Raw genomic sequence first — 22,925 nt, 5'->3', positions numbered from 1 at the left:
CCCATATGGCGCCGTTGAGACTCGCTCAATGCGCTTCTTCCCAGTTGTTCCCCACGCCGACTTCGGCGACGAGCGGCACCTTCAGCTTCGCGACGCCGCACATGAGTTCCGGCAGACGCTTGCGCACTTCCGGCAGCTCGGCTTCGGGCACTTCGAGCACGAGTTCATCGTGGACCTGCATGATCATCTTCGTTTCGATCTTCGATGCTTCCAGCCAGTCCTGCACCGCGATCATCGACAGCTTGATCAGGTCGGCGGCCGTACCCTGCATCGGTGCGTTGATTGCCGCGCGTTCGGCGCCCTGCCGGCGCGGTCCGCTGCCGCCGTTGATCTCGGGCAACCACAGACGCCGCCCGAACACCGTCTCCACAAAACCATCGCGCTTCGCCTTCGTGCGGGTCTCGTCCATGTAGTTGGCAACGCCTGGATAGCGCTGGAAATACTTGTCGATATAAAGCTTCGCCGCATCACGCGAGATGCCGATATTCGATGCCAGTCCGAACGCACTCATGCCATAGATCAAGCCAAAGTTGATGACCTTCGCGATGCGCCGCTGATCGTTCGACACCTCGATGGGCATCACGCCGAAAATCTCGGAGGCCGTCGCACGATGCACGTCCTCGCCCTCGGCGAAGGAGCGCATGAGCGAGGGATCGCCGGAGATATGCGCCATGATCCGCAGCTCGATTTGCGAATAATCCGCCGACACGATCTTGCTTCCCGGCGGCGCAATGAATGCTTCGCGAATGCGCCGGCCTTCGGCGGTACGCACCGGAATGTTCTGCAAGTTCGGCTCATTCGATGACAAACGCCCCGTCACCGCAACAGCCTGCGCGTAGTTCGTATGCACGCGGCCGGTCTTCGCGTTGACCATGCGTGGCAACTTGTCCGTATAAGTCGACTTGAGCTTCGACAAACCGCGATGTTCGAGCAGAATCTTCGGCAACGGATAGTCTTCGGCGAGCTTTTGCAGCACTTCTTCGTCGGTGGAAGGCGCGCCGCTCGGTGTCTTCTTGACCACCGGCAATTGCAGCTTCTCGAAGAAAATCTGCCCGATCTGCTTGGGCGATCCAAGATTGAATTCGCCGCCCGCGAGCATGTACGCTTCAGCCTCGAGCTGGATCAGACGCGTCGCAATCTGCCCGCTTTGCACGCGCAGCAACTCGCCGTCGATCAGTACGCCATTGCGCTCCATCTTGCGCAACACGCGCGCCGTAGGCATTTCAATATCGCGATACACCTTCAGCAATTGCGCTTCGTCGACAAGTTGCGGATAAAGCGCCTGATGCAGCCGCAACGTGATGTCGGCGTCTTCGGCAGCGTAGGGCGCGGCCTGATCGAGCGCGACTTCGTCGAAGCCGATCTGCGACGCGCCCTTGCCCGCCACCTCTTCATACTTGATGGTTTTCGCGCCGAGATGCCGCAACGCGAGATTGTCCATGTCGTGCGGCCTGTGCGATTCGATCACATAGGACTGCAACAACGTGTCGTGCTCGACGCCATTCAACTCGATGCCGTAGTTCGCGAGCACTTGTTCATCGTATTTGAGGTGCTGTCCCACTTTCTTCTTCGATGGATCTTCCAGCCACGATTTCAGTTTCTGCAGGACTTCGTCACGCGGCAATTGCAAGGGCGAATCCGGCCCGCGATGCGCAACAGGGATATAGGCCGCGCGTCCCGGTTCGACCGATACCGACAACCCCACGAGTTGCGCGAGCATGGGATCGAGGGCGGTGGTTTCCGTATCGAAGGACGTTAGCTCAGCAGCGTTGATCCGGGCAAGCCATTCGTCGAATTGTTCCCATGTCTGCACCGTTTCGTAATGCCGTTCCATTTCCGTGGCGGCCGCGGGCGGTGTATCCGTGGGACCTTCCACGGCGTCGGCGATCTCGACTTCGCGCAACCACGTCTTGAAGCCGTGGCGCGTAAAGAGATCGCGCAACTCGTCGCGCGCTTCGGGCCGTGAAGGCAGCGTTTCCTCGATAGACGCGATCTGCGCCGCCAGATCACATTCCGTATGTACGGTAACGAGCTTTCTGGCCATGGGAAGGAAGTCGAGAGCCTTGCGCAGATTGTCTCCCACCGCACCTTTGATTTCGCTCGCGTGTGCCACGATGCCATCGAGGGTGTCGTATTGTGTGAGCCACTTCAGCGCCGTCTTCGGCCCGCACTTCTCGACACCCGGTACGTTATCGACCGTATCGCCGATGAGCGAGAGATAGTCGACGATCCGCTCCGGCGGCACGCCGAACTTATTCAGCACCCCGGCGCGATCGAGCGTCTCGTTGGACATCGTATTGATGAGGGTGACATGATCCGTCACAAGCTGCGCCAGATCCTTGTCGCCCGTCGACACGATGACTTTCATGCCGCGCTTTTCGGCGGCCACTGCAAGCGTACCGATGACGTCGTCGGCCTCCACGCCTTCGATCATCACGAGCGGCCAGCCGAGCGCCCGAACGGTCTCGTGGATGGGTTCTATCTGCTTCGTGAGGTCATCGGGCATGGATGGCCGGTTTGCCTTGTAATCCGCGTACCAGTCGTCGCGAAATGTCTTGCCCTTGGCGTCGAATACGCACGCGCTATACTCTGCATTGATGTCCTTCCGCAGGCGCCGCAGCATGTTGATCATTCCGTACAACGCGCCTGTCGGTCCGCCATCCGGCCCGCGCAGATCCGGCATGGCGTGGTAGGCCCGATACAGATAGCTGGATCCGTCGACCAATAGCAGGGTCTTACCTTCAAGATTAAGTTCTTCAGGCATTATGAACAAAAGAAAAGTGATTCCGAGTCTGCGATCGCTCGCAGATCAAGAGCGCGCGACGGCCAAGAAGGCTCGCGCATCGTGGCAGATGTTCACGATTATGGCAGAGTTTATCGAGGCGACCGAGTACCTCTCCGAGATCCGCCCTGCCATCAGCATCTATGGTTCGGCGCGCCTGAAACCTGAGTCGCCGTACTACAAGCTCACCATAGAAATCGCGCAGAAATTTTCTGACGCGGGCTTCGCCGTGATCTCCGGCGGCGGTCCCGGCATCATGGAAGCCGCGAACAAGGGCGCGCATGCGGGCAAGTCGCCGTCGGTCGGTTTGAACATCGAGTTGCCGCACGAGCAGTCGGGCAACCAGTGGCAAGATATCTCGCTGCGGTTCCGTCACTTCTTCACGCGCAAGGTCACGTTCGTAAAGAATTCGGACGCGGTGGTCGTCATGCCCGGCGGGTTCGGCACGCTCGACGAAATGGCCGAAGTGCTCACGCTGATCCAGACGAAGAAGTCGCGGCACGTGCCCATCGTGCTGGTGGGCGCCGAGTTCTGGGAAGGCCTGCTCTCGTGGTTCCGCAACACACTGGTTCCGACCGGCGTGATCAGCGAGAAGGATCTGGACTTGATGCAGGTTATCGACGATCCGGACCAGGTGCTAGAAGCGGTGCTGCAGTTCTACGAAGATCGTGAGACCGCGGAAGAACAGCCCGCCGAAGGGAAGTCCGACGAAGACCGGATGTTCTATCTTTGAAGGCCTGGCAGGTTGAAAGCGGCTCCTTCGGGAGCCGCTTTTTGCGTTACTGGAATGCCACCTCGGCAAAGCCGCGCAACTTCCGGCTATGCAACTTCGACAGCCCGTTCATGCGCAGCAACTCCATGGCCATCACGCCGATCTGCAAATGCTGATCCACTTGCGCGCGGTAAAACTGGTCCGCCATGCCGGGCAGTTTCAGTTCGCCGTGCAGGGGTTTGTCGGAGACGCAGAGCAGCGTTCCGTACGGCACGCGAAACCTGAATCCATTCGCCGCGATGGTCGCGCTTTCCATATCCAGCGCAATGGCGCGGCTTTGCGATAGGCGCTGCACCGGCTCGCGGTGATCGCGCAATTCCCAGTTGCGGTTATCCACGCTCGCGACCGTGCCGGTACGCATCACATGCTTCAGGTCCACGCCTTCGAGCTTGGTCACTTGCGCCACGGCTTTTTCGAGCGCGACCTGGACTTCGGCCAAGGCGGGAATCGGAATCCATAACGGCAAGTCGGCATCGAGCACATGGTCCTCGCGCACATAACCGTGCGCGAGCACGTAGTCGCCCAGGCGCTGCGTGTTCCGCAATCCCGCGCAATGCCCGAGCATGATCCACGCATGCGGACGCAGCACGGCAATGTGGTCCGTGATCGTCTTCGCGTTCGATGGCCCCACGCCAATGTTGATCATCGTGATGCCGCTGCCATCGGCGCGTTTCAGGTGATACGCCGGCATTTGCGGCAGACGCGCGGGCGCGACACCTTGGAGCTCTTCCTGTACGCCGCCCAGGTTTTCATTACCCGTAATCACATCGCCCGGTTCGACGAACGATGTGTATTCGCTGCGGTACTTCCGCGTTTCTTCATCGTCCGTTTTGGACATGATCTTGCGGCCGAGCTTCACGAATTCATCGATATAAAACTGGTAGTTCGTATAAAGCACGTAGTTTTGCACATGCGTGGGCGAAGTCGCGGTGTAGTGCTTCAGCCGATGCAACGAGAAATCCACGCGCGCCGCCGTGAACAGCGCGAGCGGATGCGGCTCGCCCGGACCCGGTTCGTACGTGCCGTTCACGATTCGGTCGTCGAGCAGCGCGAGATCGGGCATATCGAAGATGTTACGCATGGCGAGCAGCCTGTCGCGATCCAAGTCGCCTTCCAGGTGAATGCCTTCGGCAAACGCGAAGTGAATGGGAATGGGCTGCGCCGACACCCCCACTTCGATCCCGACATGATGGTTCTTGGCAAGCAGCCGCAATTGCTCGCGATAGTAGTCGCCGAACATATCCGGCCGCGTCAGCGTGGTTTCGAAGATCCCCGGCCCCGCGACGAAGCCGTACGAACGACGTGAATCGATCTGCGTATTCAGCTCGGTGCGCACGCGCACGAACGGATAACACGCACGCACGCGATGCGAAAACGGCTCGTTTTTCCGATATCGGGCAAAGGCGTCGCGCAGGAAACCGGTGTTGGCTTCATAGATGGCCGATACCCGCGCGACCGCTGCCACGGGGTCATCGAACGATTCCGTGGGGAAGTTGCTGGCGGGAGTGGAATGAGTGGCTTGAGTCCGGTCGTTTGTCATGTTCTTCATGCGCTCTTGTGATGAATCGACATTAACACGGAAGAACAACACGCCCATGAACACCCCTCCCGCCGATGCGTTTCTTCAACACATCGCCTCACAACGCCGTGCTTTATTTGAAACCAGCGCAAAATGAGGCTTTTGCGACGGTTCAATTCCCCCTTAACGTCCCTCAAGCTGGTGCGTTTTGCTAAAATTCGGGGACTCATCTGGAGAAACATCATGAAGTCGCTTCAATCTGTCGCCATCGCGGCTGTTATTGCCGCAGCCAGCATCAGTGCTCACGCGCAGAGCCTGCCCGCTCAGCCGGCGCCCGCGACGGATGCAACTCCGGCGCACGTCATGTCGCCTGAAGAGAATGCCGGCTTGCCCGACCTGAAGGCGATCAACCGCCCGGCCGCGGAAGCCAGCTCGAAAGTCGAAATCTCGCCGCCGCGCCTGCCGAGCTATCACGAGACGAGCACGAACGGCACCGAGATCACCGAATACCGCGACAAGGGCAAACCCGTTGAAATCAACGTGCGTTCGAATTTCGGCACGCGTTATCAGATGAGTGCGCCTGCGGACACGTCGCCGACCGTGCGCGACAACGGCAAGGCAAGCACGCGCCTGCCGTCGTGGAACCTGACCTACTGAGCTTTCATGACCGCCGGGCTGCGTTCAAGCCTATGCACGGCGTTCGCCGCTGTCCCCGCCACTGATCCGTACGCCGGTCCGCGCGCCCTTCAACTTCACCGACGTTCTCCCGCATGGCCGTATTCACTGCTGTCTCCGATTCCCAGCTCACCGACTGGCTCCAGAACTACGAACTCGGCGAAGTCACCGATTTCCGTGGCATTGCATCCGGTATCGAGAACAGCAACTTCTTCCTGACGACCACGCGCGGCGCGTACGTCCTCACTCTCTTCGAAAATCTGACGGCCACGCAATTGCCGTTTTATCTCGATCTGATGCGGCATCTGGCGTCACATGCGGTGCCCGTTCCGGACCCCATGCCGCGTCGTGATGGCGCGTTGTTTGGCACGCTTAACGGCAAGCCGGCCACTATCGTGACGAAACTCGATGGCGCGCCGGAGTTGTCGCCGGGTCCGGCGCACTGTATCGAAGTGGGCCACATGCTGGCGCGGCTTCATCTCGCGGGGCGTGATTTCGCGACGTATCAGCCAAATCTGCGCAGCCTTGCATGGTGGCAGGACAACGTACCGGCTGTGCTGCCGCACCTCACCGCCGAGCAGCGCGCGCTGATTACCAATGAACTCGCGCATCAGGCGGCCTTTTTTGCATCGGCTGAATACACTGCCATGCCCGAAGGCCCGTGCCACTGCGACCTGTTCCGCGACAACGTGTTGTTCGCGCATCCCACGGCAGACGAAACGCGTCTTGGCGGCTTTTTCGACTTTTATTTTGCCGGCAACGACAAATGGCTTTTCGATGTCGCCGTCTGCGTGAACGACTGGTGTGTCGATCTCGCTACCGGCGCACTCGATACCGCGCGTACCGACGCGCTGTTGCGCGCGTATCAGACGGTGCGTCCGTTCACGCCGGCCGAAGAACACCATTGGAGCGACATGCTGCGCGCGGGCGCCTTGCGTTTCTGGGTATCGCGCCTATACGACTTTTATCGGCCGCGCGAAGCCGAAATGCTCAAACCGCATGATCCTGGCCACTTCGAACGCATTTTGCGCGAGCGCATCAAAACTGCGCCCCCTCCCGCCGACGGTAATTAATCAATGCATTTGATCGAAGTCCCCGCTAAAACCGGTTATGTATGGTTCCGCCAGGGCGTCTGGCTGTTTCGCCGGAATCCCCTCGCGTTTCTCACGGTGTTCTTCGCCTATTTGTTCGCCATGACGCTGATCTCGCGGCTGCCCGTGGTCGGCCCGGTGCTGCCGCTGCTGCTGATACCAGGCGTCGCGGTGGGATTCATGGCCGCTTGCCGCAATACCATCGCCAAAAAACCGGTCTGGCCGACCGTGCTGGTCGATGGTTTCCGATCGTACGGACAGATCGTCGCGCGGCGGCTGCTCTTGCTGGGCGTGGCGTATGTCGTCGCGATGGGCGTGGTGTTTGCATTGTCGGCGCTCGTCGATGACGGCGTGCTGCTCAACCTGATGATCGGCAATGGGCCGGCCGGCGACCCCGAAACCATTGCGGCAAGCTTCAATCCGCTCGCGGTCCTGGTTGCAATGGCGTGCTACATCCCGGTCGCCATGCTGTTCTGGTTTGCGCCGATTCTCGTCGCGTGGCACGACGTCCCGCCGGCCAAGGCACTGTTTTTCAGCTTTATCGGCTGCTGGCGCAATCGTGGGGCGTTTGTACTATATGGCGCGCTGTGGATTGGCGTGGCGCTGGCGGTATCGTTTGGATTGAGCGCATTGATGCAGGTATTAGGCGTCGGGCAGGAAATGGCGCTGGCCGTACTGATGCCGGCGTCCATCCTGGTCACCACCGCGCTGTATTGCTCGTTCTACGCGACGTATCGCGGCTGTTTCGGCCTGCAGTCGGAAGACCCGGCCGACGACATTCCCGATCTGTCGGGACCCACGGCCTGAAACGCATCGAAGCGTAAAAAAAACGCCGGTAACTGTCGAGGTCACCGGCGTTTTTTTCGCTCTTTCCATTTGCTTCGTGCACTAACGATTCGCATGCAGTATCATTATGTATCGTCCCAAAAGCGCAGTAAACCGATCGCCATGACTTCTGCTCCGCACATTCCGCTTGAACTCGACGCCCAGCTTTGCTTCGCGCTCTACTCCACTTCGCTCGCGATGACAAAGACCTACAAGCCGCTGCTGGAAAAGGTCGGACTGACCTATCCCCAGTACCTGACGATGCTCGTGCTCTGGGAAGGCGACGCGCTGACCGTCAAGCAGATGGCCGAACGGCTGAGTCTGGATTCAGCGACCATGACGCCCTTGCTTAAGCGACTCGAAGCACAAGGTTTCGTGAAACGGGTGCGCAGCACAGAGGACGAACGGCAGGTTCACATTCATCTCACCGATGAAGGCCGCGCGCTCAAAAAATCGATTCGAGGCATTCCCGGCGAGATCTACTGTGCGGCCGGATCCGACGCTGACCGCCTGCTCAAATTGCGCGACGAACTCATGCAATTGCGTTCATCGCTGATGGAACACAACGAGACTTAACAAATCGATAGCAAATACCAATCGCTCCAAGCGCCAATTTAATTTGCACACTAATGATTAGCGCGCTATATTTATCCCCGTGGTTAGCGCAGTTCCAAAAACCCTTTCTGCCGCCGAGCGGCAACCATTGAACAGGAGAAGATCATGAGCGTCCTTTACACTGCACACGCAACGAGCACGGGTGGTCGCGATGGCCGGGCAGTATCGTCGGACAAGAATCTGGATGTGAAGTTGAGTGCGCCGAAAGAACTCGGCGGCGCGGGTGCCGAGGGCACGAACCCCGAGCAACTGTTTGCGGCCGGCTATTCGGCCTGTTTCCTGAGCGCGATGAAGTTTGTTGCCGGTCAGCAGAAGAAGACCATTCCCGCCGATACAACCGTTTCCGCGGATGTTGGCGTGGGCCCAAATGACAAGGGCGGTTTCGCACTGGATATTGAGCTGCGTGTTTCGTTGCCAGGAATGGACGCGGCCGATGCTCAAACACTGGTCGATACCGCTCACCAGGTCTGCCCGTACTCGAACGCAACGCGCGGTAACGTGGACGTGCGCGTCAAGCTGGCCTGAGTGTTACAGCGCCAGAACGCAAAAATGCCGGCCACGAGCGCCGGCATTTTTTTGCCTCGATAAACGCCGTTTTCGGCGTACCGAGCCCTGCATGTACTTCTTACGACGGTCGAATTATTGCGCGAGCCACGAAGGATGACGTGCCGATGCGCGACGATCCAGCTTCTTCATGCGGTACTCGAGGTCGTAAATGTCCGTGGCTTCGGCCAGGTAAGCGTCGTTACGCTCCTTGTCACGCTGGTCGGCGGATTTCGTCAGGAACAGAAAGAGGCGGCTGAGCAGATACATGGTGAACCTCGCTTGGTGATATAGGGGTAATTACCTAGTGCTTGAACGAAGTATAGGGTAATCCCTAGTCACGGGCAAGTATTCAAAAGAACCTTTGACGCAAAAGACTTTTTTACAACACTTGCTCTAGGCGAGCGTCTCGTCCCGAACCGTTGCCTGCACGCGTCGCTGATGCTTGAAGAATTCCCAGAGCATGGCTGAAGCATCCGGACCTTTCGCCGAATGGAACGGCACGGTGTCGTCGCCGCCACTCCAGGCATGCCCGAGGCCGCGCACAATGCACGTCCGCACCACTCGCCGGCCGTTTTTCACGTAATCCGTGAATACGCCTTCGGGCTGCATTTCTTCACGGCGCTCGCCGCTGCGCCACGCGCCGGTGGCATCGGTAAAGCGATTCAGACGCAGGAATTCCGCCGTCAGTTGCTCGGCGTTGACCTTCGAAACCACAGAATCCAGCTCGCCATGAACGATCACGGTCGGCATGCCGGGATAGCGGGCAACATCGGTGGCTGCGTCGATCAGCGCCACCGGGTCTTTGCGTGAGCCCCGCCGCATGATGTCCATTGCATCGATGCCGGATTTCGCAGCGCCGAATACCACGCCGGAGTGCAGTCCCACTGCCGCGAAAACCGACGGATATTTGACCGCGAGCATGGCCGCAAGCCCCGCCCCGGCCGACATTCCAGCGAGGTAAATGCGTTCGCTGTCCACGTCGTGCTGCGCGACGATTTCACGCACGAGCGAAACGACCGACGCCGCCTCGCCACCGCCCGATACCGCCGATTCCTCGTACCAGTGCCAGCAACGATGCACATGCGCAGTTTTCGACTGCTCCGGGTACAAGACTGCAAAGCCGTATTGGTCGGCCAGCAAGTTGACGCGCGTGCCTTGCGCCAAGTCTTCGGCCGATTGCTGGCAGCCGTGCATCATCACCAGCAGCGGCATGGGTGCAGCGGCAGCATTAGCCGGCAAATACAATGCGTATGCCAGATGGTTCACGAAACGGCCGGCAGCCGGGGGCGCCGAATGGAACGAACGGGTCCATTTCCCCGCCGCCCATGCCGATGCACGCGGCCGCACGCGCGACTCACGCTCGGCTCGGGCCTTTACTGGCGTGCGCGGCCTGACCGCAGGCTTCGGGCTTGCCGCGGATTTTGCGGCCTTGGGAATCACCGGCCGAGTCGACGTCCGCGGCTTGGGCGTTCTTGACGGCGCAATTTGTGTAGCGACCAGGCGTTTCAAGCCTTTCAGCCACAATTTTGTCAGACTTTTAGGCATCGAATCAGATCCCGCGCACTTGATAAGTCGGCCGTCAAACCCAACAGGAATGACGGATGTTGTGCAGTGCACAATAGCATTTATTCGAAAGACTTGCGCGCGACACAGAATTTCACCTTGCTGCGTATTGTTGATATTTGGCCATACGAAGAAGGCGATTTAGCCGATTTTGTGTTTCATCTCCGTCAGTCTCGAGGATCACTGCAATAAGTTTAGGAGATGGGCTGACGGTTATAATGTCTGCTTTTTCCGCTTTGCAGAACAAACTTCATGCCTGACTTGCCACTATCACTCTGGCTCTCCATTACGTCCGTCGGAAGTGTCGGCGTAATGATTCCGCTTGCTATCGTCGTAGCCGTCTGGCTTGCGCTTGGATATCCGTGGCGCTACGCCGCGTGCTGGCTTCTCGTGCTCGGCGGCGCAAGCGGTCTTGTTTTTCTTACCAAACTGGCGTTCATGGGCTGGGGCATCGGCGTGCGCGAACTGGATTTCACAGGAATCAGCGGCCACGCAATGATTTCATCGGCGGTACTGCCGGTCGCGTTGTTCGTTGCTTGCCTGCCGGAGCGGCAATGGGTTCGAGCGCTCGGCGTCGTCCTTGGACTGCTGATTGGAATCGTGGTCGGCGTGTCACGCATCCTTCTGAATGCGCATTCGCTCTCGGAAGTCGTCACTGGTTGCGGGCTCGGCGCGCTGACAGCGCTTCTCTTCGTGGCTTATGCGTGGCGTGCGGAATCAGGCAAGTTGTCTCCCGCACCTGTCGCGGTAAGTCTCGCGATCGTCGCGGTGGTGCTGCACGGGATCCCGGTTCCCACGCAGCGCTGGATTACCGACATCGCGCTGCAGTTGTCCGGCCGCGATCAGCCGTTTATCCGGGCGCGCTGGAAAGCCGGCCAATACGACAAGCCGGCCGCCGCGCCGGCAAGGCATATCGATGTCCGGTTCGGTGGTCCAACCGAATCCTGATCGCGCCGGGACGGGTATGAATCGAGCATCAATTGAGCGCGAGCTTCCCGTTATAGCCGCGAATATATTACGATGCGCTTTCCGTTCATTTCGCCCTGGCCATCGTGTTCAAATTCAAACCATCGCTGATCGCTGTCGTCCTCGCCGCTTCTTCCATTGCGTTGCAAAGCGCCGCCCATGCCGATGAAATCGTCGTCTCCGCAGCGGCTAGCCTGACCAACGCGTTCAAGGCGATTGGCGAATCGTACGAAAAGCAGCATCCCGGCACGAAGGTCCTGATGAATTTCGGCGCGTCCGACGTGCTGATGCAGCAGATCGTGAAGGGTGCGCCCGCCGATGTCTTCGCATCGGCCGATCAGAAAGCAATGGACAAGGCCATCCAGGAAAAAGTGATCGCCACCGAATCACGCCGTGACTTTGCCGCGAATTCGCTTGTGTTGATCGTGCCGAAGGACAGCGCGTTCGCGCCGGCCGCCGTGAAGGACCTCACCGAAGCCAGCGTGAAACGGGTCGCTTACGGCGACCCGGCGTCGGTACCGGTTGGCCGTTACACGGAAGGCGCGCTCAAGGACGCGGGCGCTTGGGACGCGGTCAGCGCGAAGGGCGTGCTTGCGGCGAACGTGCGCCAAAGCTTGGACTATGTGGCGCGCGGCGAAGTGGACGCGGGGTTCGTGTTCAGCACGGACGCCGCTGTGATGCCCGAGCGCGTGAAAGTGGCGCTGACCGTGCCGACGCAAACATCGATCACCTATCCGATCGCGCAAGTCGCGCAAAGCAAGCATGCCGCCGACGCGCAATCGTTCATTGCGTATGTGTTGTCGCCGGAAGGTCAGAAGACGCTCGCGCAATTCGGCTTCAAGCCGCCAGTAAAGTAAATCTTCATGGAGCACGCGTGGATACCGCTGTTGTTATCGCTGAAAGTGGCGGGATGGGCCACGGCGATCGACGTCGTGCTTGGCGTCGCGGTGGCGTTCGGCTTGTCGCGCTGGCGGTCGTCGGCGCGTGAGCTTGTCGATTCGTTGCTGACACTGCCGCTTGTCATGCCGCCCACGGTGCTGGGGTATTACCTGCTGGTGCTGCTCGGCCGGCGCGGCGTGATCGGCGCGTGGCTCGACAAGTTCGATATCCAGTTGGTGTTCACCTGGCAGGGCGCCGTGATCGCGTCGGCGGTGGTCGCGTTTCCGCTCGTGCTGAAATCGGCCCGTACCGCGTTTGAAGCCGTCGATCCGCAATTCGAGCGCGCCGCCCGAACGCTCGGCATCAATGAAACTGCCGTATTTTTTCGCGTCACGTTGCCGCTTGCCGCACGCGGCATCCTGGCCGGCGCGTTGCTCGCTTTTGCGCGGGCGCTCGGCGAATTCGGCGCCACGCTGATGATCGCGGGGAACCTGCCGGGCAGGACGCAGACGCTTTCGGTCGCGGTGTACGCCGCCGTGCAAGCCGGCGATGACACCACGGCGAACGTCCTCGTGATCGTGACATCGGTGACGTGCGTGGTGATCCTGCTCGCGGCGGGGCGATTGTTGCCGCAGCGCTCGACGGCATCGGTGCGCTGAGATGACGGCCCTTTCCGTGCATTTGCGCAAGCATTTCATCACGCCCGAGCGTGATTTCCTGCTTGACGTCTCATTCCGTTCCACGAGTCAGCGCATCGTGCTGTTCGGACCTTCGGGCGCAGGGAAAAGCCTGACGTTGCAGGCCATCGCCGGATTGATCCATCTGGACGAAGGCGAGATCGTGCTGAACGGCACCACGCTGCTCGATACAACCAAGGGTATCGACCTGACACCGCAAGCGCGGCGCATCGCGTATCTGTTCCAGGACTACGCGCTTTTCCCGCACCTGAACGTGCGGCAGAACATTGCATTTGGGCTGAAGCGCGGCTGGTGGAATCCATCGAAGCACGTGGCGCATGCCGATATCGACTACTGGCTGAACGCGTTCGACCTGAAGCCGGTCGCGCGTCAGTATCCGGGGCAGTTATCGGGCGGGCAGAAGCAACGCGTGGCGCTGGCCCGGGCGCTGATTCCACATCCGCAACTGCTGTTGCTCGACGAGCCCTTCTCCGCACTCGACATGGCGTTGCGCCAGCGCATGCGTCAGGAACTCGCCGACCTGCAAAGCCGGCTCGATATTCCCATGGTGCTCATCACGCACGATCCCGACGATGTCGCCATGTTCGGCGATCAGGTGGTGAATCTGCGCGAGGGTATCGTGCAGATTCACGACGGTAGCAACGAGCTCAACCCGTCACACCGAGTATCACGCTCGACGCCTTGAACGCCGCGATGGCGCTCTGCCCTTCTGCCAGCCCGAGCGTCTCGACGCTTCCATTGGTGATGACGGCGGTGACCGTGGTCGAGTCATCGAGCGCCAGCGACACTTCCGCGTTTACCGCGCCGCGCGTCACCTTCGAGACCCGGCCCTTCAACTGATTGCGCGCCGAGATCCGGACAGGTTCATCCGCCATCAGGATCACCCACGATGCTTTCACCAAAGCAAACGCGTCGCAGCCTTCTTTAAGACCAAGCGATTCGGTGCTTTCGTGCGTGACGACGGCAACGATCGACTGGCCGCCCGAGAGCGCGAGTTCGATTTCGTCGTTGACGGCGCCGCGCGTGATCTTCCTGACCGTGCCGAATAATTGGTTGCGCGCACTGGTTTTCATGCCGATCCGTCCGATGAGTTGCCAGTCCTGCTCGAAGCCTTCTATTGCCGCGCCCGCGCGTTCGAGGAACAGCCGATGTTCACGTTCGATGGCGCCATATGTACTGATCAGCTTCAGCCCCTTCGGCGTCAGCGTCGTTCCGCCGCCACCCTTGCCGCCCGCTGCACGCACGACGAGTGCGGCGCCGGCCAGGTTGTTCATGGCATCGATGGCATCCCATGCGGCCTTGTAGCTCATCCCGACCGCCTTGGCCGCGCCCGTGATCGAACCGGTTTGACGGATGGCCGCCAGCAATGCAATGCGCGCCGCCCCGCCCAGTGTTTCGTTGCCGCTGCGAAACCACACGGCGCCGCCGACTTCGATGGACTCGTTCGGCTTATCAGGCGTTTCCTGGGTCATGGCTGCGTCGAAGGCTGGTTATAGAGTACGGCGATTATATTGGATGCCTAAAAGTCAGCTGACGCGCGGCTTTTTTATTTTGCGCAGGATACGCTCGCCTTCGGCGGCGTGCATTTGCTGGGCCGCGACCGCGAAGCCCTTCGCCAGTCCCTTCTGGAAATCATCGGCTTCTTCCAGGGATGCAAGACGTTGCGCGGCGACGGCTGCGTCGTTGCCGTCGCCTAAGACGCTTTGCAGATTGCCCAGCGCCTTTTCGACATGCTTGCGCGTGGATCGCGTGACGATCGAGCGGAAAAATTCCAGCGCGTACCGCAAACGCTTTGCATGGATACGGACCTTGTGCCGCGTGGGGGCACTGATGGTGGTCAGATCCGGCGCACGCTCGATCTTCCGATAATGCTTGGCGATCCGCTTCTGCGCATGCTCCGCGAGCGTTCTATGCGCGAGTTCGGGCGGCGCTTCGAGCGCGCTGAACCATTGCACGAACGATAACGCGAGACTCGCGTAACGCGGCGAGTTCATCGCGTCCTGCAGGCGCTGGCGCGCGGCCATGCGGTTTGCATCGGCGGCGTGTTTTGGCCTCGACCAGGAATCCTGGCTATGTTCGTCATCGGCTACGGCGTAGGTGGCGAGCGTGGTATCGGCGAACACATCCCAGTCGCGGGCATCGGCGAGCAGATCGCCAAACCATCTCAAGTCGGGCGCGATCTGCGTGTTCCAGGTTTCATCGATCCATTCGGGGAAAAGTTTGAGCGCAGTTTTGAGGCGGCGCTGCGCCACGCGCAATTGATGCACGTGCTCAGGTTCCAGTCCGCCGCGCGATGCCGCGTCGTTGCCGAACCAATGCGCCGCCACCGACTTGCCGATCTCGGCGAAGGCATCGGTTGGCGTGGCGTGGCGCGGCAATTTCAGCTTGGCGGCTTTGACCGGTTCTAGCGCGGCGGGATCGATATGAACAGGCGCGATCACGAACGGCAGCGTCTTCGTGATCTCATGCGCGACGGCGTAAAGCGCTTCACGTGATTCAGGCGTGGCTGCCAGCGTCAACGTCGTGGAGCCGTTCGGGTTTGGCTGGAGCGTCGCGCGAATCGCGTCCGATGTGTTCCATTCGCTTGCTTCCACTTTGGAGACTTCGCCGAGAACGACGTCGCTGTCGCCGAGTATTTTCTGCAGATCGGCAAGCCCCTCTTCCGACGCGATCCACGACCGCAGATCATCTTGCGCGTCGGGCGCAGCTTCAACGCGCCGGACAAACGGCCATTCACGATGACTCGCCACAAACACCTTCCGTTCTCCGCGCGTTTCGATGCTCACTTCCCAGCCGTGCAAATCCGCTTCGACTTTTTGCGTCTGCAACATGAAGCCAGAACGACTTGCGCTCGAAAACGAACCCAGCTCCGACAGCGCCTTATCGGGCGGCGTGTTTGAAACGTCATGGGAAATCATCACCAACTCGACAAGTTGCAACATAAGTTCTCCACCATGAACGCGACACTTGATAAGGCAGCAAATCCCACGCCGCGCTTTTCAATTCAGACGAATTTCAATGCTCGCCACTGTCATCAAAACGCAATAAAGCGCGTGCAAACATGAGCAACGTCACTGCCAGATGCCGCTTGAACGAATCAAGAAACAACGCCTCGCATCGCCGATTTACACCATCAGCACGCTAACCCGCCGCTTCACGCGCAGCCCAGCACAAAGGACGTTACATGCCTGACTTGACCCTTCCCGATAACAACACGCAGGGACGAACGCTCGGACGACGGCTGAGCATGCCGCTGTTCCTGGTCGTGATTGCCGGCGGCATCATCTATTGCGTCACGCACTTGCTGCACGACCTGGAATCAGTCCAGCAGTCATCCATATTGCCTTACGTCCTGCTCGGCGTAGCACTGATGATTGCCCTCGGCTTTGAATTCGTAAATGGCTTCCACGATACCGCCAACGCCGTCGCCACCGTCATCTACACACACTCGCTCGCGCCGAATCTCGCGGTCGTCTGGTCGGGCGCGTGGAATTTCCTGGGTGTGCTGGTATCGAGCGGTGCGGTCGCGTTCGGCATCCTGCAACTGCTGCCCGTGGAGCTGATCCTGGGCGTGGGGACATCGCAGGGATTCGCGATGGTCTTCGCCCTGCTGATCGCCGCGATCATCTGGAACCTCGGGACGTGGGCGGTGGGGATTCCATCGTCGAGCTCGCATACGCTGATCGGATCGGTGATTGGCGTCGGGCTGATGAACCAGATGCTGCACGGCACGTCGGGTACATCGGGCGTGGACTGGGGCCAGGCGCTCGCGGTCGGCAAATCGCTGCTGTTTTCGCCGTTGATCGGTTTTGTGCTGGCCGGCCTGCTGCTCTACATCATGAAGCTCGTTGTGCGTGTTCCCGCGCTTTATAAGGAGCCCAAGAAAAACACGCCGCCGCCCTTCTGGATCCGATGCCTGCTGATCCTTACCTGCACCGGCGTTTCGTTTGCGCACGGTTCCAACGACGGTCAGAAAGGCATGGGCCTCATCATGTTGATCCTGATCGGGACGGTGCCGACAGCGTACGCGCTGAACAAGGCGGTCACACCCGCCGAGACGCAAACCTTCCTGTCGGTCGGTCATCACGCATCCGAAGTGCTCGGCAAGTACACGAACGGCGCCGCGCCGGTCGCCGATCCGCGCGCTATCGTGCAGCATTACGTGCAGACCAAGACGGTCGAGCCGAATACGATCGTCGCGTTGAAACAGCTCACCGATATCATCGACGGGCAAGTCGGTACCTCCGATTCCATGGCGACCGTGCCGCAAAACATCGTGGGCAACGTGCGCAACAACATGTACGTGAGCTCCGAAGCGCTGCGCCTGATGGACAAGCAGAATGCGCCGGCCTTCGCGCCCGAAGACGCCGCCGTGCTGAAGAACTACAAAGGCCAGCTCGATCACTCGACCAAGTTCATCCCGACTTGGGTGAAGGTCGCCGTCGCTGTTGCACTGGGACTCGGCACGATGGTCGGCTGGAAGCGCATTGTGGTCACGGTGGGCGAGCGCATCGGCAAGACGCATTTGACGTATGGGCAAGGCGCATCGGCGGAACTGGTCGCAATGGTGACTATCGGCGCCGCCGACATGTACGGCCTGCCGGTCAGCACCACGCACGTGTTGTCATCGGGCGTGGCGGGGACGATGGCCGCGAATGGCTCCGGATTGCAATGGAAAACAGTTCGCAGCCTGGCGCTGGCCTGGGTGCTGACGTTGCCGGTTTCCATCGCGTTGGCGGCCGGGTTGTTCTGGGTCTTCCGCGGGTTGTTCTGAGCGTTCTCTCACCGCTATTTTTCTCCCACGCGTCGGCGCTTCCTTATACCGCCGACGCGCTTGCAAATTTTCCCGACCGCTGACCGGCTTTTGTCCACGCCGCTATCGAGTTTTGATCCCGACCCATACCCAGCAAGCCTTTGCGCCGATGGCACAACGCTTGCTAAAAGCAACGGGCAATCGCGAGGGTTTCGGTGGTGCGGGACACAACAAGCTTCACCACCGCCGATACCCACGCCGCCCCGCATGCGGCATCGCCATTCACTCTTCAGCAGACGCCAATAATTAAGGAGAAGTGGAATGACTATCGGAACAATCTTGCTGGTGGTTTTGATCCTGTTGCTGCTCGGCGCATTTCCGTCGTGGCCGCACAGCCGTAGCTGGGGCTATGGCCCAAGCGGGATTTTGGGCGTGGTGCTGATCATCGTGATCGTGCTGCTGCTCATGGGCCGGCTATAACTCGATGGCCGCGGCTTAACAAGCCGCGCCTACCGCATCCGGCCAAACGCAGCGGTGCAAGCAGGCAGTTGCAGTTCGGGCCATAGCGTCATCGCCCGCCGTCAGGGGAACGTTCCTGCCGGCGGGCGATTTACATTGCCAACCCTTTTCAAGGAGTATCGACTTCATGGACCTCCATCTCGAAGGCAAACTCGCACTCGTATCGGGATCGACGAAAGGCATTGGCCTCGCAATCGCCACCGGCCTTGCGCGTGAAGGCGCGCATGTGATCGTAAACGGACGCAAACAAGCGTCGGTGGATGAAGCCATCGCGAAGCTCAAGGCTGCCGTACCCGATGCGAATGTCGAAGGTTTCGCCGGCGATCTCTCCGATGCTGCCCAGGTCAAGGCGGTCGTCGCACAGTATCCGGTCGTGGATGTACTCGTGAACAACCTCGGGATCTTCGACCCCAAGCCGTTCGCCGACATTCCGGACGAAGACTGGCAACGTTTCTTCGATACCAACGTCATGTCTGGCGTGCGTCTTTCACGCGCGTATTTGCCGAAGATGAAAGAGAAGAACTGGGGCCGCGTGGTGTTCATCAGCAGCGAAAGCGGGATTCAGATCCCCGTGGAGATGATCCACTACGGCGTGACGAAGACGGCGCAACTGGGTTTGTCGCGTGGACTTGCTGAGGATTGTGCGGGCACGGGCGTCACCGTGAACGCAGTGTTGCCGGGTCCGACGCACTCGGACGGACTTGATGAAATGGCCGCCAAAGGCATGGGCGACAAGACATTCGCCGAGTTCGAGAAAGGCTTCTTCGAAACTGAACGGCCGAGTTCGCTGATCAAGCGGTTCGCGACCACCGAAGAAGTCGCGAACATGGTGGTGTATGTGTGTTCCGAAGCGTCATCGGCCACGAACGGCGCGGCGTTGCGCGTGGACGGCGGCGTGGTGCGTTCGGCGTTCTAACTGTACTGGGTGGCCGAAATTACACGCGAAGCACGCGCCCGTCCGGGCCGATCAGCGGCGGCAGCTTGGGCAACGAATCGATCCCTTTCGGCGCGGTCTTCGCGTGCCCCGTACTTGAGGGAGATGCCGAAGGCGCAACCGTCAATGCCGGCGGCGGGGTCGTGGTTCTGTCGGCGACTTGCTTGACGGCGGGTCCGCCCTTGCGCTTTTTCTTTGCTTGCGCCGACACGACGCTGCGCGTCCTGGTCTTCGGCGTATGCAACTGCGACTCGGGCGGATTCCAGACTTCGACATAACGTTCGGCAGCCACGGCCGCGGCAGAGCCGAAACTGATGGAACCAGCCAGCAAAGCAAGCGCGACGTTCGAGGAAAGTGCGGATAAAACAGGTCTCACAGCAAACGCTCCAGATTGTTCAGTGTCCACCAGCGCGCGAAAGTATAGCGTCGAGCGAGCGCTGCGATGTGTCGAGCTCAAGCAAGGCGCTGTCAAGCCTCTGCAGCGCCAGAGCGACCGTGCCGCCGCCAGCGCCGGGTTCCGGTTCGGCGCGGGTGGCGTCGAACGCTGCCGATACCGCGCGCGTTGCCTGCACATAGCGCGCGAGCGCGGCGGCCTCAGCAGAAGAATCAGTATCAGGACGGTTCATTTCGTGTCTATGCAAGAGCATCAACCTGTATGAATATACAGTAATGCCACGCGGGAGAAAAGTCTTGGTGAGACTTGCGTGCGGCGTTCGCGTGGGAAGGGAAGTATGCGTGTGAACCCGTCGCATTTAAGCTGCGCTTAATTGTCGGAGGGCACATTTCAAAACGCGAGCTTTCATTACCGCCAGTCTCTGGCGCCTTTTTCACCGGGGCTTTCACGCGAGGACACGCCATGGCCGCCAGCGCATCGTTTCAGAACATCAAATCGACGATGAAAACCGAGCACGCATTGCCGTTGCATCAGTGCCGCCTGTCCGAAGCCGTCGAGCGGCCCTGGGGCAAGGCGTACAGGATGGTTGAATGGGCGCGCAAGAGCGATCCGTGCAGCCAGTTGAGCGTGGTGCCGGCGGAATTCACGACATCGGAAATTGCGGAAGTGCTTCGCGCGCATATAACCGGGCGGCGCTACGGACCGACGGATTCCGACGGAAGCATCTGACTGGCGGGTGGGTGCAGGCAGATTCTCAAAAGAACTTGATTAAGTCCATAAATGGACTAATATAGAATTTCAGTTCAAAAAGAGACTCACCCCATGCCCCGCGCTCAACGCGTCCCGCGCCCCGTATCGGCGCCCCAACCGTCCATTGCCGATATGTCCGCGGCCGGTCTGCGCGCGTTTTTCAATATCGCGAGTGACTGGACCCTTTCCGCCGACGAGCAAATTGTCCTGCTCGGCTCTCCCGGCCGTTCAACGTTCTTCAAATGGAAAGGTGCGCCGGAAACCGCGCGCCTTGGCCGCGACACGCTCGAGCGGCTCTCGCTGATTCTCGGCATCTACAAAGCGCTGCAAATCCTGTTGCCCCAACCCGAAGCGTCCGATGGCTGGATCAAACGCGCGAATACCGCGCCGCCCTTCGGCGGACGGCGCGCGCTCGACCGCATGCTGGCGGGCAATGTGAGCGACCTGGTGGCGGTGCGGCAATATCTGGACGCAATGCGAGGCGGCTGGGCGTGAGCGATCTATCCAATGTGCCAGAGGCGGAAAACGACTGGCGTGCTCGCTGGCCGCATGCTGAATTTGACTGGACACCGGCGTATCGCGTGATACCGACGCGTTTTCCGGCCGTCAATCTGTTTGATCGCGTAGCGTCGCCGCAGGATTTCGATGCTCTTTACGCGCTCGAAGCCATGACCAACGACCGTCTGCGAACCGAGCTGGGCGATCTGGACCTGGTCCCGTCGGACGAACGCCGCTTCGGCGCGGGTTACGGCCCGATCATGGCCGCGTTCACCCATCTGAATCCGAACGGCAGCCGCTTCTCCGACGGCACCTACGGCGTGTTTTACTGCGCGCGCGAAAGACGCACTGCCATCGAAGAAACGCGATACCACTCCGCGCTCTTTCTCGCGCATACCCGGCAGGCGCCGCTGCGACAGCAGATGCGGCTCTACACGGTATCGGCTCATGGGGAAGTGCTCGATCTCTGCGCCGGACGCCTGACGCAAAATTCGCTCGATCCGGAGATCCTTTCGCCATCGGACTATGCGGCGGGGCAGGCGCTCGGACGCGCGGCGCGCAAAGCCGGCGTGCGCGGTATTGCGTATCCGTCGGTGCGGGATGAGGGTGGCGAATGCCTCGCCGCATTCCGGACGACCTTGCTGCACGATTGCCACCACGCTGCGTATCTGGAATACGAATGGGACGGCGAGACCGTGACCAGTGTCTACGAGATGAGCAAGGTCGGTTGAATCTTGCGCTGATCAGCCGATGGCGACCGCCGTCGGCGATCGGACGCGTCCGATCTTTTTCGTCGCCGGCCGCGCCGCCTTCGATTTCACTTTTGGCGATGCTGGCTTGACCGACGCCGCTTTTACCGCGGCCAGCGCTTCCGCCTTCACGTCCTTCCCCGAATTTTTCAACGCCGCAGCTTTCTGGCTGGACTTGGTCAGCAGCCGGGCCAGGCTGGGGTCCGCCGTATTCGCCTTGCCTTTCCTCGCACGAGCCGCTTCGCGCGCGCGGCGCTTCGCGTCCTGCTCGAGAAATATCGCGAGCGTGGCCTCATCGGATTTGAGCCCCGACCGGCGCGACGCTGGCAGTTCATCGGCGAGCTGGCCTGCCTCGAATGCTTCGATCACCGCCGGATGCACGTAACATTTGCGGCAGACGGCTGGCGTGTTGCGCAACATCTTCGATACTTCCTTGATCGTCCCCACCACGTGCTTGCGCGCTTCGGTGACGGTTTCCCACGCGAGCTTGCGCAGCGCCGCGAGCGCAAACACGCTGCCCGCCCACGTCCGATAATCCTTCGCAGTGAAATCCGCGCCGGTGATTTCATGGAGATAGTCGTTGATGTCCGAAGAACTGATGGCATGGCGCTGGCCATCGGCTTCGAGATACTGGAAGAGTTCGTGTCCCGGCAAGTCCATGCATCGCTTCACGATTTTCGCAATCCGCGGATCGCTCACCGATACATCGTGTTCAATCCCGCTCTTGCCGCGAAACTGGAAGCGCAGCGTGCCGGATTTCACGCTTAGATGCTTTTTGCGCAGCGTGGTCAGGCCATAGGACTTGTTTTCGCGCGCATATTCCTCGCTGCCGACCCGCACGAGCGTGGTGTCGAGCAGCCTGACGACGGTCGCTAGAACCTTGTCGCGCGGCATGCCCTGCAGATCGAGATCGCGGGCCACGCGGGCGCGCAGTTTCGGCAGGACCGCACTGAAGGCGAGCATGCGTTCGTACTTGGTGGCGTCGCGGGTTTCACGCCATTGCGGGTGATATCTGTACTGCTTGCGGCCTCGCGCATCGCGTCCGGTGGCTTGCAGGTGTCCGCGCGAGTCCGGGCAGATCCACACATTCGTGTACGCAGGCGGAATGGCCAGGGCATTGATGCGCTTGATGTCGGCATCGTCGGAAAGTTGCTTGCCCTGCGTATTGAAGTAGATGAACGCGCCGTTTTTCCACTCGCGCGTGTAGCCCGCGCGGGCGTCGTCCACATAGCGCAGACCCGGCGGCAAGTCTTCCGGGCAGCCTTTGATATCAGGGGATGAATCGATGACGGAGTCGGTGACTGATGAGGTCGGCATTGTTGCTAGTCTCGCAAGAGTCGCCCGTCGGGCGGTTTACGAGATCTAAGCAAAAGGAATGCCGCGGACGTTCTCCCGGA

25 protein-coding genes are annotated in these 22,925 nt (G+C 60.2%); 16 read left to right on the top strand and 9 right to left on the bottom strand.

Annotated elements, in window-relative coordinates; genetic code table 11:
* Positions 1-25: 25 nt before the first annotated feature.
* Positions 26-2,764, bottom strand: coding sequence for a DNA polymerase I (polA, locus tag AX768_RS23210; RefSeq protein WP_062002505.1), 2,739 nt, complete (start codon positions 2,762-2,764; stop codon positions 26-28).
* Position 2,765: 1 nt separating this feature from the next.
* Between polA and AX768_RS23205 the strand changes: the two genes are divergently transcribed.
* Positions 2,766-3,515, top strand: coding sequence for a TIGR00730 family Rossman fold protein (locus tag AX768_RS23205; protein WP_062002504.1), 750 nt, complete (start codon positions 2,766-2,768; stop codon positions 3,513-3,515).
* A gap of 46 nt (positions 3,516-3,561) precedes the next feature.
* On the opposite strand, the gene AX768_RS23200 is transcribed toward AX768_RS23205, so the two are convergent.
* A complete protein-coding gene (locus AX768_RS23200; protein ID WP_062003609.1) occupies positions 3,562-5,094 on the bottom strand; it encodes an AMP nucleosidase in 1,533 nt (510 codons plus the stop codon).
* A gap of 222 nt (positions 5,095-5,316) precedes the next feature.
* Here AX768_RS23200 and AX768_RS23195 point away from each other — a divergent pair, with 222 nt between their 5' ends.
* The 5 genes from AX768_RS23195 to AX768_RS23175 all read left to right on the top strand — a co-directional run bounded on the left by AX768_RS23195 (position 5,317) and on the right by AX768_RS23175 (position 8,804).
* A complete protein-coding gene (locus AX768_RS23195) occupies positions 5,317-5,730 on the top strand; it encodes a hypothetical protein (RefSeq protein WP_062002503.1) in 414 nt (137 codons plus the stop codon).
* 113 nt (positions 5,731-5,843) lie between these two features.
* Complete coding sequence (locus AX768_RS23190; RefSeq protein WP_062002502.1) at positions 5,844-6,821, top strand: homoserine kinase; 978 nt, start codon at positions 5,844-5,846, stop codon at positions 6,819-6,821.
* 3 nt (positions 6,822-6,824) lie between these two features.
* Positions 6,825-7,646 (top strand): BPSS1780 family membrane protein, encoded by an 822-nt coding sequence (locus AX768_RS23185; RefSeq protein ID WP_062002501.1) that lies wholly within the window; start codon positions 6,825-6,827, stop codon positions 7,644-7,646.
* Positions 7,647-7,787: 141 nt separating this feature from the next.
* Entirely contained in the window at positions 7,788-8,240 is a 453-nt protein-coding gene (locus AX768_RS23180) for a MarR family winged helix-turn-helix transcriptional regulator (RefSeq protein WP_062003608.1), read from the top strand.
* A gap of 144 nt (positions 8,241-8,384) precedes the next feature.
* Complete coding sequence (locus AX768_RS23175) at positions 8,385-8,804, top strand: organic hydroperoxide resistance protein (RefSeq protein ID WP_062002500.1); 420 nt, start codon at positions 8,385-8,387, stop codon at positions 8,802-8,804.
* A gap of 114 nt (positions 8,805-8,918) precedes the next feature.
* Here the strand turns inward: AX768_RS23175 and AX768_RS32150 are convergent, their stop codons facing one another.
* Complete coding sequence (locus AX768_RS32150) at positions 8,919-9,092, bottom strand: DUF3563 family protein (RefSeq protein ID WP_069638402.1); 174 nt, start codon at positions 9,090-9,092, stop codon at positions 8,919-8,921.
* Positions 9,093-9,218: 126 nt separating this feature from the next.
* Positions 9,219-10,370, bottom strand: coding sequence for an extracellular catalytic domain type 1 short-chain-length polyhydroxyalkanoate depolymerase (locus AX768_RS23170; RefSeq protein ID WP_062002499.1), 1,152 nt, complete (start codon positions 10,368-10,370; stop codon positions 9,219-9,221).
* Positions 10,371-10,640: 270 nt separating this feature from the next.
* On the opposite strand from AX768_RS23170, the gene AX768_RS23165 reads away from it, so the two are divergent.
* The 4 genes from AX768_RS23165 (at position 10,641) to AX768_RS23150 (ending at position 13,616) form a co-directional block, all read left to right on the top strand.
* Entirely contained in the window at positions 10,641-11,336 is a 696-nt protein-coding gene (locus AX768_RS23165) for a phosphatase PAP2 family protein (protein WP_062002498.1), read from the top strand.
* A gap of 125 nt (positions 11,337-11,461) precedes the next feature.
* Complete coding sequence (gene modA, locus AX768_RS23160; protein WP_062003607.1) at positions 11,462-12,211, top strand: molybdate ABC transporter substrate-binding protein; 750 nt, start codon at positions 11,462-11,464, stop codon at positions 12,209-12,211.
* 6 nt (positions 12,212-12,217) lie between these two features.
* The gene (modB, locus tag AX768_RS23155; RefSeq protein ID WP_062002497.1) at positions 12,218-12,892 is read left to right on the top strand and encodes a molybdate ABC transporter permease subunit; all 675 of its coding nucleotides are present in this window, start codon (positions 12,218-12,220) and stop codon (positions 12,890-12,892) included.
* Between the two features lies 1 nt (position 12,893).
* Entirely contained in the window at positions 12,894-13,616 is a 723-nt protein-coding gene (locus AX768_RS23150; protein WP_062002496.1) for an ABC transporter ATP-binding protein, read from the top strand.
* Here the strand turns inward: AX768_RS23150 and AX768_RS23145 are convergent.
* The gene (locus AX768_RS23145) at positions 13,579-14,403 is read right to left on the bottom strand and encodes a TOBE domain-containing protein (RefSeq protein WP_062002495.1); all 825 of its coding nucleotides are present in this window, start codon (positions 14,401-14,403) and stop codon (positions 13,579-13,581) included. The genes AX768_RS23150 and AX768_RS23145 overlap by 38 nt on opposite strands.
* 54 nt (positions 14,404-14,457) lie before the next feature.
* A complete protein-coding gene (locus AX768_RS23140) occupies positions 14,458-15,873 on the bottom strand; it encodes a CHAD domain-containing protein (RefSeq protein WP_062002494.1) in 1,416 nt (471 codons plus the stop codon).
* A gap of 242 nt (positions 15,874-16,115) precedes the next feature.
* Between AX768_RS23140 and AX768_RS23135 the strand changes: the two genes are divergently transcribed.
* The 3 genes from AX768_RS23135 (at position 16,116) to AX768_RS23130 (ending at position 19,119) form a co-directional block, all read left to right on the top strand.
* Complete coding sequence (locus AX768_RS23135) at positions 16,116-17,705, top strand: inorganic phosphate transporter (RefSeq protein ID WP_062002493.1); 1,590 nt, start codon at positions 16,116-16,118, stop codon at positions 17,703-17,705.
* 300 nt (positions 17,706-18,005) lie between these two features.
* Complete coding sequence (locus tag AX768_RS32145; RefSeq protein WP_069638401.1) at positions 18,006-18,164, top strand: DUF3309 family protein; 159 nt, start codon at positions 18,006-18,008, stop codon at positions 18,162-18,164.
* A 166-nt stretch (positions 18,165-18,330) separates the two neighbouring features.
* Positions 18,331-19,119 (top strand): SDR family NAD(P)-dependent oxidoreductase, encoded by a 789-nt coding sequence (locus tag AX768_RS23130; RefSeq protein WP_062002492.1) that lies wholly within the window; start codon positions 18,331-18,333, stop codon positions 19,117-19,119.
* 19 nt (positions 19,120-19,138) lie between these two features.
* Here the strand turns inward: AX768_RS23130 and AX768_RS23125 are convergent, their stop codons facing one another.
* On the bottom strand, positions 19,139-19,513 hold the full coding sequence (locus AX768_RS23125) for a hypothetical protein (protein ID WP_155524320.1): 375 nt from the start codon (positions 19,511-19,513) through the stop codon (positions 19,139-19,141).
* Between the two features lie 19 nt (positions 19,514-19,532).
* Positions 19,533-19,763, bottom strand: coding sequence for a hypothetical protein (locus AX768_RS23120; RefSeq protein WP_062002490.1), 231 nt, complete (start codon positions 19,761-19,763; stop codon positions 19,533-19,535).
* Positions 19,764-19,993: 230 nt separating this feature from the next.
* On the opposite strand from AX768_RS23120, the gene AX768_RS23115 reads away from it, so the two are divergent.
* The 3 genes from AX768_RS23115 (at position 19,994) to AX768_RS23105 (ending at position 21,510) form a co-directional block, all read left to right on the top strand.
* Entirely contained in the window at positions 19,994-20,260 is a 267-nt protein-coding gene (locus tag AX768_RS23115; RefSeq protein ID WP_062002489.1) for a DUF2866 domain-containing protein, read from the top strand.
* A gap of 93 nt (positions 20,261-20,353) precedes the next feature.
* Positions 20,354-20,776, top strand: a complete 423-nt coding sequence (locus tag AX768_RS23110; protein WP_062002488.1) for an MbcA/ParS/Xre antitoxin family protein — start codon at positions 20,354-20,356, stop codon at positions 20,774-20,776.
* Entirely contained in the window at positions 20,767-21,510 is a 744-nt protein-coding gene (locus AX768_RS23105) for an RES family NAD+ phosphorylase (protein WP_082771549.1), read from the top strand. The genes AX768_RS23110 and AX768_RS23105 overlap by 10 nt, the downstream gene beginning before the upstream one ends.
* Positions 21,511-21,522: 12 nt before the next feature.
* Here the strand turns inward: AX768_RS23105 and AX768_RS23100 are convergent, their stop codons facing one another.
* Entirely contained in the window at positions 21,523-22,845 is a 1,323-nt protein-coding gene (locus tag AX768_RS23100; protein WP_062002486.1) for a DNA topoisomerase IB, read from the bottom strand.
* Positions 22,846-22,925: the final 80 nt, after the last annotated feature.

Source organism: Burkholderia sp. PAMC 28687, from assembly GCF_001577465.1.
Taxonomy (GTDB): domain Bacteria; phylum Pseudomonadota; class Gammaproteobacteria; order Burkholderiales; family Burkholderiaceae; genus Caballeronia.
Note: the sequence above shows the minus strand (reverse complement) of the source record. Positions and strands in the feature narration are given on the sequence as shown.

Excerpts from the sequence above, each read along its gene's own strand:
- polA (WP_062002505.1), bottom strand. The coding sequence starts at position 2,764 with ATGCCTGAAGAACTTAATCTTGAAGGTAAGACCCTGCTATTGGTCGAC.
- AX768_RS23205 (WP_062002504.1), top strand. The coding sequence starts at position 2,766 with ATGAACAAAAGAAAAGTGATTCCGAGTCTGCGATCGCTCGCAGATCAA.
- AX768_RS23200 (WP_062003609.1), bottom strand. The coding sequence starts at position 5,094 with ATGACAAACGACCGGACTCAAGCCACTCATTCCACTCCCGCCAGCAAC.
- AX768_RS23195 (WP_062002503.1), top strand. The coding sequence starts at position 5,317 with ATGAAGTCGCTTCAATCTGTCGCCATCGCGGCTGTTATTGCCGCAGCC.
- AX768_RS23190 (WP_062002502.1), top strand. The coding sequence starts at position 5,844 with ATGGCCGTATTCACTGCTGTCTCCGATTCCCAGCTCACCGACTGGCTC.
- AX768_RS23185 (WP_062002501.1), top strand. The coding sequence starts at position 6,825 with ATGCATTTGATCGAAGTCCCCGCTAAAACCGGTTATGTATGGTTCCGC.
- AX768_RS23180 (WP_062003608.1), top strand. The coding sequence starts at position 7,788 with ATGACTTCTGCTCCGCACATTCCGCTTGAACTCGACGCCCAGCTTTGC.
- AX768_RS23175 (WP_062002500.1), top strand. The coding sequence starts at position 8,385 with ATGAGCGTCCTTTACACTGCACACGCAACGAGCACGGGTGGTCGCGAT.
- AX768_RS32150 (WP_069638402.1), bottom strand. The coding sequence starts at position 9,092 with ATGTATCTGCTCAGCCGCCTCTTTCTGTTCCTGACGAAATCCGCCGAC.
- AX768_RS23170 (WP_062002499.1), bottom strand. The coding sequence starts at position 10,370 with ATGCCTAAAAGTCTGACAAAATTGTGGCTGAAAGGCTTGAAACGCCTG.
- AX768_RS23165 (WP_062002498.1), top strand. The coding sequence starts at position 10,641 with ATGCCTGACTTGCCACTATCACTCTGGCTCTCCATTACGTCCGTCGGA.
- modB (WP_062002497.1), top strand. The coding sequence starts at position 12,218 with ATGGAGCACGCGTGGATACCGCTGTTGTTATCGCTGAAAGTGGCGGGA.
- AX768_RS23150 (WP_062002496.1), top strand. The coding sequence starts at position 12,894 with ATGACGGCCCTTTCCGTGCATTTGCGCAAGCATTTCATCACGCCCGAG.
- AX768_RS23145 (WP_062002495.1), bottom strand. The coding sequence starts at position 14,403 with ATGACCCAGGAAACGCCTGATAAGCCGAACGAGTCCATCGAAGTCGGC.
- AX768_RS23140 (WP_062002494.1), bottom strand. The coding sequence starts at position 15,873 with ATGTTGCAACTTGTCGAGTTGGTGATGATTTCCCATGACGTTTCAAAC.
- AX768_RS23135 (WP_062002493.1), top strand. The coding sequence starts at position 16,116 with ATGCCTGACTTGACCCTTCCCGATAACAACACGCAGGGACGAACGCTC.
- AX768_RS32145 (WP_069638401.1), top strand. The coding sequence starts at position 18,006 with ATGACTATCGGAACAATCTTGCTGGTGGTTTTGATCCTGTTGCTGCTC.
- AX768_RS23130 (WP_062002492.1), top strand. The coding sequence starts at position 18,331 with ATGGACCTCCATCTCGAAGGCAAACTCGCACTCGTATCGGGATCGACG.
- AX768_RS23120 (WP_062002490.1), bottom strand. The coding sequence starts at position 19,763 with ATGAACCGTCCTGATACTGATTCTTCTGCTGAGGCCGCCGCGCTCGCG.
- AX768_RS23115 (WP_062002489.1), top strand. The coding sequence starts at position 19,994 with ATGGCCGCCAGCGCATCGTTTCAGAACATCAAATCGACGATGAAAACC.
- AX768_RS23110 (WP_062002488.1), top strand. The coding sequence starts at position 20,354 with ATGCCCCGCGCTCAACGCGTCCCGCGCCCCGTATCGGCGCCCCAACCG.
- AX768_RS23100 (WP_062002486.1), bottom strand. The coding sequence starts at position 22,845 with ATGCCGACCTCATCAGTCACCGACTCCGTCATCGATTCATCCCCTGAT.